At 73.9% G+C, this 16,444-nt stretch carries 10 protein-coding genes and 2 pseudogenes; 6 read left to right on the top strand and 6 right to left on the bottom strand.

Features of this window, described 5'->3' with window-relative positions:
* Positions 1–59 precede the first annotated feature (59 nt).
* A complete protein-coding gene (locus AC3CH1_RS31630; protein ID WP_488465992.1) occupies positions 60–2,420 on the top strand; it encodes a glycoside hydrolase family 31 protein in 2,361 nt (786 codons plus the stop codon).
* Positions 2,421–2,572: 152 nt separating this feature from the next.
* Here AC3CH1_RS31630 and AC3CH1_RS31625 read toward each other — a convergent pair whose 3' ends face one another.
* Complete coding sequence (locus AC3CH1_RS31625) at positions 2,573–3,139, bottom strand: NUDIX domain-containing protein (protein ID WP_488465991.1); 567 nt, start codon at positions 3,137–3,139, stop codon at positions 2,573–2,575.
* 153 nt (positions 3,140–3,292) lie between these two features.
* Here AC3CH1_RS31625 and AC3CH1_RS31620 point away from each other — a divergent pair, with 153 nt between their 5' ends.
* From AC3CH1_RS31620 to AC3CH1_RS31605, 4 genes and pseudogenes are all read left to right on the top strand, one after another.
* The gene (locus tag AC3CH1_RS31620) at positions 3,293–4,090 is read left to right on the top strand and encodes a M15 family metallopeptidase (RefSeq protein ID WP_488466783.1); all 798 of its coding nucleotides are present in this window, start codon (positions 3,293–3,295) and stop codon (positions 4,088–4,090) included.
* A 132-nt stretch (positions 4,091–4,222) separates the two neighbouring features.
* Positions 4,223–4,609, top strand: coding sequence for an Mpo1-like protein (locus AC3CH1_RS31615; protein ID WP_488465990.1), 387 nt, complete (start codon positions 4,223–4,225; stop codon positions 4,607–4,609).
* Between the two features lie 125 nt (positions 4,610–4,734).
* Positions 4,735–5,201, top strand: a pseudogene (locus AC3CH1_RS31610) (Zn-ribbon domain-containing OB-fold protein).
* Between the two features lie 88 nt (positions 5,202–5,289).
* A pseudogene (locus AC3CH1_RS31605) lies at positions 5,290–5,676 on the top strand (thiolase C-terminal domain-containing protein); the annotation flags it as partial.
* A gap of 148 nt (positions 5,677–5,824) precedes the next feature.
* Here AC3CH1_RS31605 and AC3CH1_RS31600 read toward each other — a convergent pair.
* The 4 genes from AC3CH1_RS31600 to AC3CH1_RS31585 are packed head-to-tail and all read right to left on the bottom strand — an operon-like array spanning position 5,825 to position 10,479.
* Positions 5,825–6,433 (bottom strand): GTP-binding protein, encoded by a 609-nt coding sequence (locus tag AC3CH1_RS31600; protein ID WP_265602816.1) that lies wholly within the window; start codon positions 6,431–6,433, stop codon positions 5,825–5,827.
* Positions 6,414–6,851, bottom strand: coding sequence for a DUF742 domain-containing protein (locus tag AC3CH1_RS31595; protein ID WP_488465989.1), 438 nt, complete (start codon positions 6,849–6,851; stop codon positions 6,414–6,416). Before AC3CH1_RS31595 ends, AC3CH1_RS31600 begins: the two co-directional genes overlap by 20 nt.
* 11 nt (positions 6,852–6,862) lie before the next feature.
* On the bottom strand, positions 6,863–7,306 hold the full coding sequence (locus AC3CH1_RS31590; protein WP_018960626.1) for a roadblock/LC7 domain-containing protein: 444 nt from the start codon (positions 7,304–7,306) through the stop codon (positions 6,863–6,865).
* A complete protein-coding gene (locus tag AC3CH1_RS31585) occupies positions 7,303–10,479 on the bottom strand; it encodes a nitrate- and nitrite sensing domain-containing protein (RefSeq protein ID WP_488465988.1) in 3,177 nt (1,058 codons plus the stop codon). The genes AC3CH1_RS31590 and AC3CH1_RS31585 overlap by 4 nt, the downstream gene beginning before the upstream one ends.
* 622 nt (positions 10,480–11,101) lie before the next feature.
* Between AC3CH1_RS31585 and AC3CH1_RS31580 the strand changes: the two genes are divergently transcribed.
* Positions 11,102–11,455: a hypothetical protein gene (locus tag AC3CH1_RS31580; protein WP_488466782.1), complete on the top strand. Its 354-nt coding sequence runs from the start codon at positions 11,102–11,104 to the stop codon at positions 11,453–11,455.
* Positions 11,456–11,668: 213 nt separating this feature from the next.
* Here the strand turns inward: AC3CH1_RS31580 and AC3CH1_RS31575 are convergent, their stop codons facing one another.
* On the bottom strand, positions 11,669–16,441 hold the full coding sequence (locus AC3CH1_RS31575; RefSeq protein WP_488465987.1) for a hypothetical protein: 4,773 nt from the start codon (positions 16,439–16,441) through the stop codon (positions 11,669–11,671).
* Between the last annotated feature and the right edge of the window lie 3 nt (positions 16,442–16,444).

Raw genomic sequence — 16,444 nt, 5'->3', positions numbered from 1 at the left:
GGGTGAACGGGAGTTGAACGGGAGGTTCAGCGGGTCGGACGGGTGGCAGGGTGTGCGCCATGGACGGTCGTGACCTGGTGCGTCGGGTGAGGTTGGTCGGTTCGGTGCGGGGGCTGCGCACGGTGCGTTCGGCGTGGCGGCGGCGGTCCGCGGACGCGGCGGCGCTGCCGCCGCGCGGGGTGGAGCGGGCCCGGGTGCCCGGTGCGCTGACGGGTGCGGAGCCGGGCCCGGGCGGGGGTGTGGTGCGGTTCGTCCGTTCGGAGCTGCGTATCCGGGTGTCGGTGGGCGGTGCGGTGTTCTGGGCGTGGGACGGGGCGGAGCCGCTGCCGTCGTACGCGGTGGCGGGCGAGGCGCCCGCGCCGGATCCGCGGGCGGTGCTGGAGCCGGACAAGGACGGCGGCTGGCAGGTGGTGTCGGAGCGGCTGACGGTGGTGGTGTCGCGGACCGGGGCGGTGGAGCTGCGTACGCCGGGCGGGTTGCTGCTGCGGCGGGAGCTGCCGCCGCGCTGGTGGGAGCCGGTGGGCGGGGGGCCGGTGCGGTGGGTGCAGCGCTCGGAGGTGCCGGCGGACGCGCGGTTCTTCGGGCTCGGGGGCCGGGCGGGCGGGCCCCGGTTGCGGGACGGGGTGTACGGGCTGTGGAACACCGATCCGGGCGGGCGTTTCGGTCCGGGGGACGATCCGCTGTATCTGACGATGCCGGTGCAGGTGGTGGTGTCGGACGCGGGGACGCATCTGGTGTTCCACGACAACAGCTGGGCGGGCCGGGTGGTGCTGCGGGAGGGCGAGGAGGGCGCCGGTTCGGGGCATGACCGGCCGGGCGGCTGCGAGGTGCGGATGGAGGGCGGGCCGCTGCGCTGCTGGGTGGTGGCGGGGACGCCGGCCCGGGTGCTCCAGGGCTGGACGGCGCTGACGGGCGCGCCGGCGCTGCCGCCGTCCTGGGCGCTGGGGCCGCAGCATGCACGGTGGGGGTTCGGCAGCGAGGTGGAGGTGCGGCGGGTGGTCGACGGGTACCGGGAGCGGGGGCTGCCGCTGTCGGTGCTGCATCTGGACATCGACCACTACGACGCGCACCGGGTGTTCACGGTGGACCGTGCGCGGTTCCCCGCCCTGCCCGCGCTGGCGAAGGAGCTGCGCGAGGACGGGGTGCGGCTGGTCTCGATCGTGGATCCGGCGGTGAAGGCGGAGCCGGGCGACGCGGTGTTCGACGCGGGGGCGGCGGTCGGTGAGCGGGGGGCGTACGTCCGGGACGCGCGGGGGCGGGTGGTGGTCGGGGAGGTGTGGCCGGGGACCTCGGTCTATCCGGACTTCACCGATCCGCTTGTGCGGGATTGGTGGGGATCTCTGTACGAGGAGCGGCTTGCGCAGGGCTTCTCGGGGGTCTGGCACGACATGAACGAGCCGGTGTCGTTCGCGGCGTTCGGGGATCCGTCGCTGCCGCGTTCGGCCCGGCATGTGCTGGAGGGCGCGGGTGGTGACCATCGGGAGGCACACAACGTGTACGCCCTGGCGATGGCGCGGGCGGGATATGAGGGGCTCCTGCGGTTCCGTCCGGAGGAGCGCCCGTTCTTGTTCTCGCGGTCGGGCTGGGCGGGGATGCAGAGGTACGGGGGCACCTGGTCCGGTGATGTGTCAACGGGGTGGCCGGGGTTGCGGGCGTCGTTGGCGCTGGTGGTGGGGCTCGGGCTGTGCGGGGTGCCGTACTCGGGTCCGGATGTGGGCGGGTTCGACGGGTTCCCGTCGCCGGAGCTGTATCTGCGGTGGTTCCAGCTGGGGGCGTATCTGCCGTTGTTCCGAACCCATGCGGCGATCGACGCGGGGCGGCGGGAGCCGTGGGAGTTCGGTCCCGAGGTGCTGGAGCACGCTCGGGCGGCGCTGGTGGAGCGGGAGCGGCTGCGCCCGTACTTCGTGACGCTGTCGCACCTGGCGCGGCTGACCGGCGCCCCCTATGTGCGGCCGATGTGGTGGGGTGCGCCGGGCGACCGGGCGTTGCGGGAGTGCGAGGACGCGTTCCTGTTGGGCGACGCGCTGCTGGTGGCTCCGGTGCTGGAGGCCGGGACGCGGCGGCGGGCGGTGCGGCTGCCCCGGGGGCGGTGGTACGACACGGCGACCGGGCGGGCGTACGAGGGCCCGGGCCAGGTCCTGGTCGACGCTCCGCTGTCGCGGGTGCCGGTGCTGGCGAGGGCGGGCTCGGTGATTCCGGTGCGGGGTGCGGACGGCGGCCCGGAGCTGGAGGTGTGGGCGCCCGCGCCGGGGGCCACCGGGGGCGGGCTGGTGGTGCGGGACCCGGGGGACGGGTGGGCGGAGGCGGAGGTCGAGCGGTATGTGTCGCGGTGGGAGGGCGACCGCGTGGTGGTGGAGCGGGACGGCACGGAGGGCGGGGTCGACTGTCCGGTACGGGTGCGGGGGCGAGGGCGGGTCTGAGGGCGGTCCCGCCCAGGATCTCTCGTCTGGATCACGTCGGATCAGGGGGGCGGCGGGGCGCTGCGCGTGCGTGTCCGGCGCGCGGGGCGCGGGGCGCGGTGGTCCCAGCTGGGGCCTGCCTCAGCTGTGGTCGGCCTCAGCTGTGGTCGGCCTCAGCTGTGGCGGCCGGCGAACCAGGCGTCGGCCGCTTCCGTGTGCAGGGGGAAGGCCAGGGGGCGCGGGCCGTACAGGACGTCGTAGCCGGATGTCTCGTGGGTGGGGACCGAGGGCGGGAGGCTCGCGAGGGGGCGGGCCGGGAGAAGGCCGAAGACCAGGAGGTGGCCGGCGGTGTCGCTGAGGGTGTCGGCGAGACGGACGTCCTCTGCGGCGGCCTCGATGCCGGTCTCCTCGCGCAGCTCCCGGACGACCGCCGCACGCCAGTCCTCGGCGTGGTCGATGAACCCGCCGGGCAGGGCCGTTCCGCCCTTCTGCGGCTCGATGGCGCGGGTGATGACGACGAGGCCGGTGGGGCCCGGGCCGGTGACGGGGAGCAGGGCCACGGCGACGGGGAGCGGGTTGCGGTAGGCGGTGGTTCCGCAGTGCGGGCAGGTGCGGGGCCAGGCGTCGGCGGACGGTAGCGAGGTGTACGGGGCTCCGCAGGTGCCGCAGTGGGAGTCCCGTACGTACCGGGGCGGCTGCGGGGCGGCGGTCGGGGATGGGCTGCTGCCGGGTTCGGACACGGGCGGACTGTATCGAACCGGCTTTCCGGCTGTTCGGCGCTTCCGGCTGTTCGGTGCATTCGGCTCTCGGGCCGTCCCGGGTTTCCGGGGGAGGCGACGCCGTGTTCTTTCCCGGAGGCCACGAAGCTGATAGACGGTGTGCCCATGACACGAATGCGTACCGCTCTGCGTGCTCTGGCCGCCACGGCCGCCGCCCTCCTCGCCGTCACCGCCCTCTCCCCCGCGGCACAGGCGCGCCCCGAACCGAAAGCCCCCGAGGAGTTCGTGGCGCTGCGCTCGGTGGACCCGACGATCATCCAGGAGATGCGCTACACCACGGCGCACACTTTCCTCGGCGAGCGGGTGGACGGATACCGGCAGGCGGTCTGCATCCTGACCCGGCCCGCCGCCCGTGCCCTGCACCTGGCGCAGCAGCGGCTGTTGCGTCAGGGGTACTCGCTGAAGGTGTACGACTGCTACCGGCCGCAGCGGGCGGTGGACCATTTCGTGCGGTGGGCGAAGGACCTCGACGACCAGACCATGAAGGGGGAGTTCTATCCGCGGGTCGACAAGGACCGGCTGTTCGAGGACGGCTACATCGCGGAGAAGTCCGGGCACAGCCGGGGCAGCACGGTGGACCTGACCCTGGTCCGGCTCCCCGCCCTGCCGACCAGGCCGTACCGTCCGGGCGAGGGGCTGACTCCCTGCTTCGCGCCGAAGGACGTGCGGTTCCCCGACAACTCGGTGGACATGGGCACGGGTTACGACTGCTTCGACACCCTGTCGCACACGGACGATCCCCGGATCCAGGGCCCTCAGCGCGCCAACCGGCAGCTCCTGAAGCGGACGTTGGGCGAAGTGGGGTTCGTGAACCTGCCGGAGGAGTGGTGGCACTTCACGTTCAGGCCGGAGCCGTTCCCGGACACCTTCTTCGACTTCCCGGTGCACCGCCGGTCGGTCGCCGGGCGCTGACCGAAAACAGTCCGCCCCGAGGGGCGGGGAACGGGCGACCGGGACCACCCCCGTGGGCTCCGGCCGCCCGTTCTTCATCTCGGACGCGAAAGGGGCGTGTTCGGTTGCCGACCGGGCGGTTACGGTGCCCGTATGTCACAGCAGACGTTCGATACGTACGAGGAATTCTGGCCGTACTACGTCGCGATGCACTCCCGTGCCGCCACCCGCTGGGTCCATCTCACCGGCACCCTGACCGGGCTCGCGATCTCCGCGTACGGGCTCGCGCGGGGCCGGAAACGCTATCTCGCGGCCCTGCCCCTGATCGGTTACGGCACGGCGTGGCCCGCGCATTTCCTGATCGAGAAGAACAACCCGGCCACGTTCGGGCATCCGGCGTGGTCGCTGCGCGGTGACGCGCGGATGATCCGGACGATGCTCGCGGGCCGGGACGCGGAGCTGGCGGAGACCGCGGCGAAGTGGCTGGCGGAGCACGGCGAGGACGGGAGCACCAGCGGGGGTGAGCACGGGCAGGGGTGAGCACGGGCAGGTCGGGGCCGGTCGCGGCCGGGCCCGTCCGGGTCCGGCGGGCCGGGCCCCTCGCCGGACAAGGGCTCCCGTGGCACACTCCTGACCTCCCGTCAGGTTCGGTGCCGGGAGGGGCTTTGTCGCGCACGCGCATACCCGTGGTGGCCGGTTGGTTCACCGAGGACGCCGCGGAGGGGGACTTCCGGCTGCTGGGCCCCCGGTGCTCCGGCTGCCGGTCGGTGCACTTCCCCCGGGAGGACGACCGCTGCCGCAACCCCGGCTGCCCCGGGGCGATTTGCAGGAGGCTCCGCTGTCGAAGCGGGGCACGGTGTGGTCCTCCACCGACGGGCGCTACCGGCCCCCTCCCCCGTACGTCAGCGACCCCGAGGCGCCCTGGACTCCGTACACCCTGGTCGCCGTCGAGCCGGCCGCCGAGCGCGTGGTGGTGCTGGGGCAGGCCGCCCCCGGGGTAGGCGTGGCCGATCTTCCCGTCGGCTCGGCGGTAAAGGTCGTACCCGGAGTCCTGGACGAGGACCGGGCGACGGGGGTCGTGCACACGACCTGGCACTGGCGTCCCGTCGCGGCGGCGGAGACCGGGTCATGACCGGCGGAAGGACCGGCGACGTGGCCGTCCTCGGGGCCAGGATGCACCCGTGGGGCAAGTGGTGGCGCGGGTTCGTCACGTACGGGCGGAGAGCTTCCGCGCCTCGATCGCACGGGCCGCGTACGAGGAGGCGGGGACCGGGCCGGAGGATCTCTCGCTGGCCGAGGTCTACGACCTGTCCACGGCCCTGGGGCTGGAGTGGTACGAGGGCATCGGGCTCTACGGTCCCGGCCAGGGGGCGAAGCTGCTGCGGACGGGGGCGACCGCGCTGGGCGGCCGGATTCCGGTGAACGCGAGCGGCGGTCCGGCCTCGTTCGGCGAGGCGGTCCCGGCCCAGGCCATCGCGCAGGTCCGCGAGCTCACCCGGCAGTTGCGCGGGCGGGCCGGGGAGCGGCAGATACCGGGCGCACGGGTCGGCATTACGGCGAACCAGGGTCTGTTCGGGCACGGCTCGGCGGTGGTGGCGGTCCGCTGAGTCGGCCGCCCCACCAGGTTTTCCCTGCCTTTTACTTGACCGGGCGCCACCGCCGCAGAACACTCGGGGCCCGGTCCGCCGGACGACGTGCGGCCCGTACCCCTGTCGGCGGGGGTACGGGCCGTACGCGTACCCGTGGACCCCCGGCTCAGGTGGTGACGGGTTCGCGGGCCCGTGCCGCGCGCTCCAGGGCGTGCTCCACGACCGCGACCAGGACGTCGCGGACGGAGGACCGGTCCCGCGCGTCGCAGACGAGCACCGGGACCTCGGGGTCGAGGTCGAGGGCGGCCTGCACGGTCTCGGTCGGGAACCGCTCGGCGCCCTCGAAGGTGTTGACCGCGACCGTGAACGGAATCCGCCTGCGCTCGAAGTAGTCGACTGCGGCGAAGCAGTCCTCAAGGCGCCGGGTGTCGGCGAGGACGACCGCGCCCAGGGATCCCTGGGCCAGTTCGTCCCACAGGAACCAGAAGCGGTCCTGGCCCGGCGTGCCGAACAGGTAGAGGACCAGGTCCTCCCGCAGCGTGATCCGGCCGAAGTCCATCGCGACCGTGGTGGTGGTCTTGGACTCGACCCCCGCCAGATCGTCCACCGGGCGGCCCGCCTCGCTGAGGCGTTCCTCGGTGCGCAGGGGCCTGATCTCGCTGACCGAGCCGACCGCGGTCGTCTTGCCGACGCCGAACCCTCCCGCCACCAGGATCTTCAGGGTGACGGGCTCGACGTGCCGCTGCTTGCGGCGGCTAGAGCGCCCGAAGGCCATTGATAACCTCGCGAAGAATGTTCACGTCCGGCAGCTCGGCCGGCGGAACGGGACGGGTGACGTGCACCAGCTCGTCCTCGACGAGGTCGCCCACCAGGACCCGTACCACCCCTACGGGCAGGTCGAGTTCGGCGGCGAGTTCGGCGATCGACTGGGGCATGTCGCTGCAGAGTTCGACGATCGTCACGTGTTCGGGGGCGAGCGTCTGGTCCCGGCCGGGATCGTCGGCGGCCGGTTCCGGCACGACGAGCGCGATCAGGTCGAGGCGGTGGCGGGAGGCGCTGCTGGTGCGCCCGCGGGTCATCGCGTACGGGCGGACCACCGGTCCCGCCTCCGCGTCGTACCACCGCGAGACCTGGGGGTCGACGGACCCGTCCGTGGATCCGGGGCCGGTGCCCCGGGGGGAGTCGGCGCTCATGCCCGCCACCCTCACCCTCCGGCGGGCAGACCGGTCGTCCGTGGGGCGTTGGCCAGATGGGCCCCCACGCGCTTGACCATAAGTGTCATCTCGTACGCGACCTGGCCCACGTCGGAGTCGGCGTCCGCCAGGACGGCGAGACAGCTCCCGTCGCCGGCGGCCGTCACGAAGAGGAAGGCCTCGTCCAGTTCGACGACCGTCTGGCGGACCCGGCCCGCGTCGAAGTGGTGGCCCACTCCCTTGGCGAGGCTGTGGAACCCGGAGGCGACGGCGGCGAGATGCTCGCTGTCCTCACGCGTCAGGTCGCCCGACGCCCCGGTGGCGAGCCCGTCGCTGGAGAGCACCAGCGCCTTGCGGATGCTCGCGACGCGTTGGACGAGCTCGTCGAGCAGCCAGTTCAGTTCGCCCGAGCCCTGGCGTGCGGGGTTGTGTGCTGCGGCGTTCGGTGCGGTCATCGACCGTCCCCTCCCGGAGTGGTTCCTGGTGCTGTGCCACCGGGGCCGCCGGTGTCTTCGGTGTTCGCGATGGATTCGATGTGCTCGGCGGTATCGGTGTGCTCGGTGGTCGCGGTGGGATCGGTGGTCGCGGGGGAATCGGCGGCGTTCTGCCGACGGCCGCGCTGCCAGCCCCGCTGGAGGGAGGCCATGCGGTCGCGTACCTCGTCCGCGTCGCGCTCGCCGTCGTCGAACGTGTCCACGGGCGCCCGCTGCGGGGTCCGGTCCGCGGATTCCTCACGGAGCTGGCGGGCGAGGCTGGCCTGCCGGACCCGCCGGGGCAGTCCGCCCACGGTGTCGGGCGCCGGTGGGCCGGCGGGGGACGGAGTCCTGTCGTGCCGTGCCCCGGGGACCGGGGACGGCTCTGTGACGCGCGGTGCCTCCGTGACGCGCGGTGCGTCCGTGACGCGGGATGCCTCTGTGGCACGGGTACGGGTACGGGACGGCTCCGCGGCACGGGGCGGCGCCGTCGCGCGGTCCGTCTCTGTCGTGCGGTCCGTCTCTGTCGCACGGTCCGTCTCTGTCGCACGGTGCGTCTCTGTCGTGCGGTGCACGGCGGCTCGTACGGTCCAGGGCGCTTCGGTGGTCCGGGACCTGCCGGCCGCCTCGGGCTCCTGGTCGGCGGTGTGCGGGACCGGGCCCGTGGCCCTCCCGGGGGTCTCGACCGGGTCGTCGCCCGGGTCGTCGACCCGGCGGCCCCGGTCGGTGACCAGCGTCGGCGGGTTACGGCGCGGCAGCGGGACGGGTCCTGCGGGGCGCATCGGGCGCACCTCCGCCGTGGGCTCGTCGGCGTGGTCGCGGGCCTGTTGGTGCTGGTCCCGGTCGGTGGCCCGGCGCATGGAGCCGGGCTCGTCGCGGCGGGGCTCGCGGTCGCCCTCGCGGCGCAGGTCCCGGGCGCGGAAGATGCCGCCTCGCTCGCTCTCGGTGTCCTCCAGGTCGGACACGCCGTCCAGGACGGGACCGAGGGCCGGGTCCAGTTCCGGATCCGGCGAACGGTCCAGCGGGTCGCCGGTGAAGTCCAGCGGGCCGACCGGGGGCTCCAGCTCGACCGGCCCGTCCAGGACGCCCGGTGCGGTGAGCCCGGTCGGCACCGGAGACAGGGCCGGGGACCGGCCGTTGACGCGGCGCTCCACGCCCGGGGCCGTGCCCGGCGCATCCTGCGCCGCGTCGGAGCTCCGTCCGCTGCCGATCGCCCGCTCGGCCCGACGGTCGAGGCGGAACCCGGTGCCGTGGGTGTCGGGGGCGTCGGTGAGCAGCGCCGCGGGGATGAACACGACCGCGGTGGTGCCTCCGTACGGCGACTTCTGCAGGGAGACGCGGACGTTCTGCCGCTGGGCGAGCCGACTGACGACGAACAGGCCCAGCCGGTCGGTGTCGGAGAGCTCGAAGTCGGGGGTCTCGGCGAGCCGCAGGTTGGCGTCGAGGAGGATCTCGGGGGCCATGCCGAGGCCCCGGTCGTGGATTTCGAGCGTGAAGCCGTTGGAGACGCGTTCCCCGTGCACCTGGACCGCGGTGTGCGGGGGTGAGAAGACGGTGGCGTTCTCCAGGAGTTCGGCGATCAGGTGGGTGAGGTCGGCCACGGCGGGGCCGCCCACCCCGATCCGGGCGAGGCGCCGGACCTCGATGCGTTCGTAGTCCTCGACCTCGGCGACGGCCGCCCGCACGACGTCCATCAGCTGGATGGGCTTGCGCCACTGGCGGGAGGGGGCGGCACCGGAGAGGATCACGAGGCCCTCGGCGTGGCGGCGCATGCGGGTGGTGAGGTGGTCGAGGCGGAACAGGTCGGCCAGCTCGTCGCCGTTCTCGGTGCGGCGCTCCATCGCGTCGAGCAGCGTGAGCTGGCGGTGCAGGAGAACTTGGTTGCGGCGGGCGAGGTTGACGAAGACCTCGGAGACGCCGCGCCGCATGTCCGCCTGCTTGACCGCGGCCTCGACGGCCGCCCGCTGAAGGGTGTTGAGCGCCTGTCCGACCTGGCCGATCTCGTCGGGCTCGTAACTGAGGTGCGGGGCCTCGGTCTCGACGTCCACCTGCTCGCCCGCGGCCAGCCTGCGCATGACGCTGGGCAGCCGGACGCCGGAGACCTCGTGGGCGTCCTTGCGCAGTCGGGAGAGGTCGCGGACGAGTTGCCGGCCGATGCGTACGGAGACGAAGACCGAGACGATCAGGGCCAGGAAGCCGAGGACTCCGGCGATCCCCGCCTGGACGAGGACCCGGTAGGCGGCCGGTTCGGCGCGGTCCTGGAAACGATTGCCCATCTCCGTGGCGTCGCCCGCCAGCCGGTCGAGGACGGTGACGGCCGATTCCTCCCAGTGGTCGGCGTCGACGGCGCCGGGGCCCCTCGTCGGACCGGCGGCGATCAGGGCGTCCTCGGCGGTGCGCAGCGGTTCGGTGTCGGGGCTGCCCCAGAACTGCTCGACGCGGCGGCGCTCCGCGGCGGGCAGGTTGCCCAGGCTGACCTCGTAGAGCAGCTCGCGCTGGGCCACGAGCCCGGATATCTGGCGCAGCTCGGAGGTGGTGAAGCGGCCCGCGATGAGGCCCGAGGCGATCAGGGCGTCCTCGCGGGAGAGCATCTCCCGGGCCCGGGAAACCCCGACCAGGGCCCGCATCTGCTGGTCCATCGACACGTTCTCCAGGGTGTGGAGTCCGGTGAGGAAGCGGTACGAGGGGTCGACCAGGCCGTTGTAGAAGTCCAGCGCCTTGGCCCGGCTGATGGTGCGCTTCTCGACCGATTCACGCAGGGCGTCCAGTCCGTCGACGGCGCTGAGGATCGCGTCCAGGCGGCTCGCGTCCGAGGCGCTCAGCGCTTCCCGGACGTCCTGCTCCCGGGCGTTCTCCCTGACCTCGCCCACGATGCGGTCGGTGGCGGCGCGCCGGCCCATGAGGACGGGGAGCGCGTCGGAGGCCCGGGGATCGGCGAGGAAGACCAGTGTCTGCCGTCGCTCGTCCTGGACGGCTCGGACGGCGTCCTCCAGTGGGTGGCCGACCTTCTCCACGATGGAACCGGCGCTCATCAGCTCGTCGGCCTGACGGCCGGTGATGTAGGTCGCGAAGACCCAGAGGCCCGTGAGGGAGACGAGCGGCACCAGCAGCAACGCCACGATCTTCCTGCGGATGGACTTCCCGCGAAAGCGCATGGCCTCCCCCAGATCGGCCCCGCACCGCGGGGATGGTCTTCTCCCGGTCGTCCCTCGGCCCCGCCTCGCCGCGCACCATGCGTACACCGGTGCGCATCGGGCGGACGCGGGCGAGGTCCGTCCTGCGTCAATAAACGGCGCGAGCCTACTACTGACACCGAGACAACTCGAAGGCACGTCCGGATGATTTTCAGCCGTCCATCTTGGACTTGATCATGAGTTGTCCCGGTATTCCCGGAGATGAAATTCGCGAAAGCGACAGAGGGTACCGGCTGGACCTGTCAGCACCAGCACGTATCAGTTGGCTGGAATTCTTCGCTCCGTGCCCTTCTGTGCCCTGCGGGCGTTTTCCAGGGGAATCTTCGGGACGGGTGGTTCGTCCATATGTACGGGGTAGACGCACGGTGGGGTCGTGCGCGGCAGGGTGGACGTGTCCGCCCGCGTAGAACCGGCGCGAGCCGGGCAGCCACCCTGAAGTCGGACAGTGGTGGGGAGTTGAAGGTCCTTGAGTACGCAGGAACGCGGGAGCGCCGGAGCACCGGCGGCCGCGAGAACAGAAGCCGCGGACGGGGCACGGGTGCCGCGGCAGTTGTGGGTGGAGGAGCCGGCCTCGAAGCGCCGGATGCCCGACGCGGTGCGGACGGCCGCCGTGCGCGCCGTGCTCATCATGTCGCTGACGATCATCCAGGCGATGGTCGCTTTTCTGAGCACCTTGACCGGCTCCTGGCTGGCCTTCCCGATGGTGCTCAGCAGTGTGGCCAGCACGGTGGTCGCCACCTGGTCGGTGCTCGACGTCTGGGTGACCCGGCAGGTGTGGAACCAGCGCAACGGCGTGGTATCGGCGCCGAGCAGTTCGGCCCGGCAGATACGTCGTGAGCGGCGGCGGTCCCGCCGGGCCGAGCGAGCCGCCGAGCGGGACGGCACAGGCGGTGGCATAGACGGCCGCCGGAAGACCGGAGACCTCTCCCGGGCCTGACGCGGGGAGCTGATCCGCGGACCCGATCGCGGGATTGAGCGGACCTGATCTCGGGTTGATCCAAGGACCCGAGCACGGGGTTGAGCGGACCCGAGCACGGGGTTGATCCACGGACCTGATCGCGGACCGTCGTCGCTGACGGGGCCGCTCCGCGGTTCGGCCACCGCTGCCGGGCGGCTCCGCCCGACCGGCAGCGGTGGTGGTGGCCCGTGGTCAGGCGCGGGGCCGTGGTGCCGGGGTTTCGGCGGCCGCCTGCTCGTTCCTCCTGAACATGCGGGTCGCCGTGATCTCGCCGTGGACCGTCTCTCCGTCCGGGTCCTGCTGCGGCAGACCGGGACGCAGATGCTCCTCCACGCTGATGTACTTGAGCCCCGCCCTCAGGTCCGCGTCGTTGCGCAGCCGGATGACGAGGGGGAACTCGGCGAGCGCGGTCGTGTCGAACAGGCCTGTCGTGTAGAGCAGTTGCACGCCCAGCGCGTCCGACACCGCCCGCTGGAGCTCCAGCAGGTACGTGGCATTGGCGCGGCCGATCGGATTGTCGAGGAACAGGGTGCCCGCGTGCCGGTGGCGGTCGCGGCCCCGGTCGTTGCTGCGCAGCGCCGCCATCGTGCAGTAGAGGGCGATGGCGGCGGTGAGCAACTGCCCGCCGGAGAAGACGTCGCCCATCTGCCCGACGGGGACGCGCTCGGCGCGCAGCACGGCGTCCGGCTTGAGGATCTCCACCGCGATGCCCTTGGGCCGCAGCGCCGCCTCGACGCCCCTCAGCAGCAGGGACATGCCGTCCCGGCGTAGGTCGGAATTCTTCTTGAGGGCGGCCCGGGTGGCCTCGTCGACGACCTCGCCGAGGCGTTCGGTGAGGGTGGCCTGGTCGGGTTCCTCGAATCGGATCCGGAGGAATTCCTGCCCCGACCACTCCCCCAGCCCTTCGGGGAGCTGGGAGAGCCGCTGGGCGGAGCGCAGGGTGGTGAGCGCGGAGTCGACCAGGCCGCGCAGCCGGTCGACGATCGAGTCGCGGTTGCGTTCCAGCTGGATCAGTTCGTCGGTGAGGACGCGGAGCCGGGGGGCGAAGGCGTCGGCCCACCTCTGGGCGTGCTCGGGCAGTGCGGAGGCGGGCAGCTCGCGGATCTGCTGGCGGGCGGGGGTGCGGACCTGTTCGTACCGGGTGGAGTTGGCGTGCCGGACGAGGACGTCGCTCGCTTCCCGGACGGCGCTCTCGGCCGCCGAGAGGTCGGTGTTGCAGCCTCGCAGGGAGCGGCGGGACTCGGCGGCGGACTGCCGGGCCTCCTCCAGGGTGCCGGGGTAGGGGTCGGGGTGCTCGGCGCCGTCCTCCGTGCCGTGGTCGCGCAGGAGGTCCCGCAGCAGGGCCGCGGTCTCGTCGAAGCCGCCGGCGGAGTCCTCGGCGGTGCGGTGGGCGTGCAGCAGTTCGCTGTGGGCGGCGCGGGCGGTGTCCAGGGCCCCGGTGGCGGCCGCGAGTTCGGCGGTGGCGGTACGCAGGAGGGCCTGGGCTCCTTCGGCGTCGGCCGGGACGAGGTCGTCCGGCAGTTCGGTGTGGTGCTGTCGCTCGTCGTCGGGGGCGAGCCGCTCGGCCTCGCCGCGCAGTCGTCCCAGATGTTCGCTGGCGGTGGAGGCGCGGGTCTCCAGGAGCTGGACGTGCGCTTCGGCGCGGGCGGCGGCGGCCTGGCGGGAGGGTCCGTCGGCTCCGTCGGTGCCCTCCAGGAGCTGGGCGGCGCGGGTGCGGACCTTGTTGGTGAGCCGGTCCAGCTCGGCGAGGGCGGCGCTCTCGTCGCTCTCGGCGCGGGCCTGTTCGGCGCGGAGGTCGGCGCCGACGCCGACCTTCTCGTAGAGCTGGGAAGCGGCCCGGTAGGCCTCGCGCAGGGTGGGCAGGGCCGTGCGGGCCTTCGACTGGTCCTCCTCGGGGAGGACTTCGGGGACGCCGGCGATCTCGGCGCGCTCGGCCCGCAGGGCGCGTGCGGTGCGGCGGGCGTCGTCCCCGGCGCGCTGGGCGGCCCTGCGGTCCTCGTCGGCGGCGCGGGCGAGTTCGAGGCAGACGGCGGCACGGGCCTCGGACTCGGCGGCCTCGTCGACCAGTTCGCGCAGTCGGACCTGCCAGCCGGCGCGCTCCCGCAGCCGGTGGGCGAGTCCGGCCAGGGCGTCGGCGGCGCGGCGGGCCCGCTGGGCGGCTTCCTGGCGCTCGTCGCGGACGCGGGCGGTGTCGGCGGCGGCCTCGTCGGCCTCGGCCCGGGCGGTGCGGGCCTCGGCGAGGACGGCTTCGGCGCTCTCGGCCGCCGTACGGGCGGTGGCGGCAGCCTCGGCCAGTTCGGTGAGCATGCCGGGCGGACAGTCGGCGCGCCAGGAGCCGATGCGGGCGGCCAGCGCGCGGTCCCCGGAGAGGCGGGCGGCGAGCGTCCTGATGTCCTCGTCGCGGGCGGCGGCGCGGCTGCGCAGCGCGTGACGCTCCTCGTCGGCGGCGTGTTCGTCGTGCATGGCCGGGTTCGGCGGGACGAGGAAGACGCCGTCGTGCTGCGCGTCGGAGCCGGTGCCGGCGGCCGGCACGGGGGCCAGGAGGGCGGCGGCGGTGCCGACGGCCACGGCGGAGCGGGGCAGCAGGGCCGCGCCGCCGAGGACCTCGCGGGCGCGGGTGTGGGCGTCGGGGTCGGTGATGACGACGCCGTCGACGAGCTCCGGGCGGGCGGCGAGGACGGCGGCGTGGTCGGCCGGGTCGACGGCCTGCGCGAGATAGCGCCAGCCGGGCAGGGCGGGGATGCCGTGCTCGCCCAGATACTCGACGGTGGCCAGGACGTCGGGGCCGGGCGGCAGCAGCCCGCCCTCGCCGAGCGCGCCGAGGATGCGGGCGTCGTCGGCCGCGGCGGTGCGCAGGTCGAAGAGGCGGCGCTCGGCCGCGGCGACGGACTGGTCGAGGAGGTCGCGCAGCTCGTCGGCGCTGCGGTCGAACTCCTGGGCGGTCAGCGGCTGCTGGGGGGCTGCGGGCTGGTCGGCGAGGGCCACCACGCGATCGGCGGCCGGTTCGGCGGAGGTGGCCGTGGCGCCGTCGGCCCTGGGGCCGGGGCGTGCCCCGGATCCCCGGTCCGGTCCGGACGGTTCGTCGGCGGCTTCCCTGCGGGGGTGCGGGACGCCGGTGCCGGACGGAAGGCCCAGCAGGTCGCCCAGGCGGGGGTCGGCGGCGATGGATTCGGCCGCGCGGAGCTCGTCCTCGTGACTCTGCTCGGCCGCCCTGGCCCCGTCGGCGGCGCGGGCGGCGGCCAGATCGGCGCGGCTCTCGGCTGCGGCCGCCTCGCGGGCGGTGTCGGCGGCGGTGCGCGCGGCTTCGCGGGCGGTGTCCCAGGCGGCTACGGCGGACTGTTCGGCGTCGCTGGCGGCGAGGGCCGCGCGGGCCGGGTCGGCGTCGGGCGCGGTGTCGTCGAGCCAGCCCGCCTTGACGGCTTCGGCGGTCTCCTGGCCCACTTCGGCGAGGCGCTGGCGCAGGTGTCCGGCCTCGCTGCGGGCGCGCTGGGCCTCGGTGGCGGCGACGGTTGCGTCGCGGTGGGCGCGTTCGCCGGTGGCCTGGAGGGTGTCGGAGCGCTCCTCCTCCTCGTTGGCGACGCGCTCGCCCTCCTCGGCGGCCCGGTGCAGGGCGCGGACGAGGTCGGTGGCGGCGGCGGAGCGGGCGGCGAGGGCGGGAGCGGCGTCGCGTTCGGCTTCGCGGATGGCGACGGCGACCCTGGCGGAGCGGTCGGCGGCGGCCCGGTGGCGCAGGACGGCTTCGGCGGCCTGCCAGGCGGCGTGCAGGGTGCGGGCCTCGACCAGCTCCTTGCGGCCGGCGGCGGCGTTCTTCTCGGCGGCGGTCAGGGCCAGCGAGGCATGCCGGTAGGCGAGTTCGGCGGCGATCAGGGAACGGCTGCCCCGGGTGGACTCCGCCTCGGTGACGGTGTGGGCGGCGGCGGTGACCCGTTCGGCCAGCTCGGCGGTGCGACCGCGCTCCTCGGCGGCGCGGGCGGTCAGCCGGCGGGCCAGGGTGCGGGTGCGGCGTTCGGCGCCGGCGTGGATGTCGCGGGCGCGGGCGCGGGCGTCGGTGGCCTCGACGATCCGGTTGAGGAGGTCCACGGAGCCTGCGGTGAAGTCGCGTTCGGCCGTCAGCTCGGCGCGGCGGCCCAGCTTGTCGCCGAAGCCGCTGACCAGGTCGGCGAGCCCGTCGGTGTCGCGGGTGTCGGTGACGGCGCGGAGCAGGAGGTCGGTGAAGTCGGAGTCCTTCTTCACCGCGAAGAGCCCGGCGGCCTCGCCCTCGTCGGCGTTCATCTCGCGCTGATAGCGGAAGAGTTCGGGGTCGAGACCGAGGTCGCCGAGGTGTTCGTTCCAGCGGTCGTGGATCTCTTCCCAGTGCACGTCGAGGTGGGCGTAGAACTTGCCCGCGTCCACCAGCGCGTCGCGGAAGCCCTTCATGGTGCGCCGCCTGCCGCGTGCGCCGGAGACGCCTTCGGCGGGGCGGCCCACGGCGGAGGACTCGGCGACGGGCAGGCTGTCCAGACTGAGCCCGGGGCCGGGCCGGAACGAATACCAGGCCTCGGCGAACTTCCGCGGGTCGTTGGAGACCTGACGGCCGCGCCACTCGCTGACCTTGCCGACGACGACGCACTCACCGGTGAGGGTGTGCTGCCACTCCAGGGCGACGTGCCCGCAGTCGTCGGCGAGGAGGAACTTGCGCAGCACGCCGGAGCTGGCGCCGCCGAGGGTGTTGCGGTGGCCGGGGAGCATCACCGAGAAGATCAGCTTGAGCAGGACGGACTTGCCGCCGCCGTTCTCCAGGAAGAGGACGCCCGCGGGGGCGGGTCGGCGGGGCGGGCCGACCGGCTCGTCCTCGAAGAACTCCGCCTGGGCGGGGGCGGGGCTGGGAACGGGTGCGCCGACGCCGCGCAGGTCGAGGACGGTGTCGGCGTAGCGCGCACCGGCAGGCCCGATGGAGTAGAGGCGGACCCGGGACAACTCGTACATGGC

The sequence above is a fragment of the Streptomyces sp. MGP-P1 genome, assembly GCF_057766565.1.
This window is presented reverse-complemented; position numbering and strand designations above follow the sequence as displayed.

Coding starts and splice junctions, on each gene's coding strand:
- AC3CH1_RS31630 (WP_488465992.1), top strand. CDS start 60: ATGGACGGTCGTGACCTGGTGCGTCGGGTGAGGTTGGTCGGTTCGGTG.
- AC3CH1_RS31620 (WP_488466783.1), top strand. CDS start 3,293: ATGCGTACCGCTCTGCGTGCTCTGGCCGCCACGGCCGCCGCCCTCCTC.
- AC3CH1_RS31615 (WP_488465990.1), top strand. CDS start 4,223: ATGTCACAGCAGACGTTCGATACGTACGAGGAATTCTGGCCGTACTAC.
- AC3CH1_RS31600 (WP_265602816.1), bottom strand. CDS start 6,433: ATGGCCTTCGGGCGCTCTAGCCGCCGCAAGCAGCGGCACGTCGAGCCC.
- AC3CH1_RS31595 (WP_488465989.1), bottom strand. CDS start 6,851: ATGAGCGCCGACTCCCCCCGGGGCACCGGCCCCGGATCCACGGACGGG.
- AC3CH1_RS31590 (WP_018960626.1), bottom strand. CDS start 7,306: ATGACCGCACCGAACGCCGCAGCACACAACCCCGCACGCCAGGGCTCG.
- AC3CH1_RS31585 (WP_488465988.1), bottom strand. CDS start 10,479: ATGCGCTTTCGCGGGAAGTCCATCCGCAGGAAGATCGTGGCGTTGCTG.
- AC3CH1_RS31580 (WP_488466782.1), top strand. CDS start 11,102: ATGCCCGACGCGGTGCGGACGGCCGCCGTGCGCGCCGTGCTCATCATG.
- AC3CH1_RS31575 (WP_488465987.1), bottom strand. CDS start 16,441: ATGTACGAGTTGTCCCGGGTCCGCCTCTACTCCATCGGGCCTGCCGGT.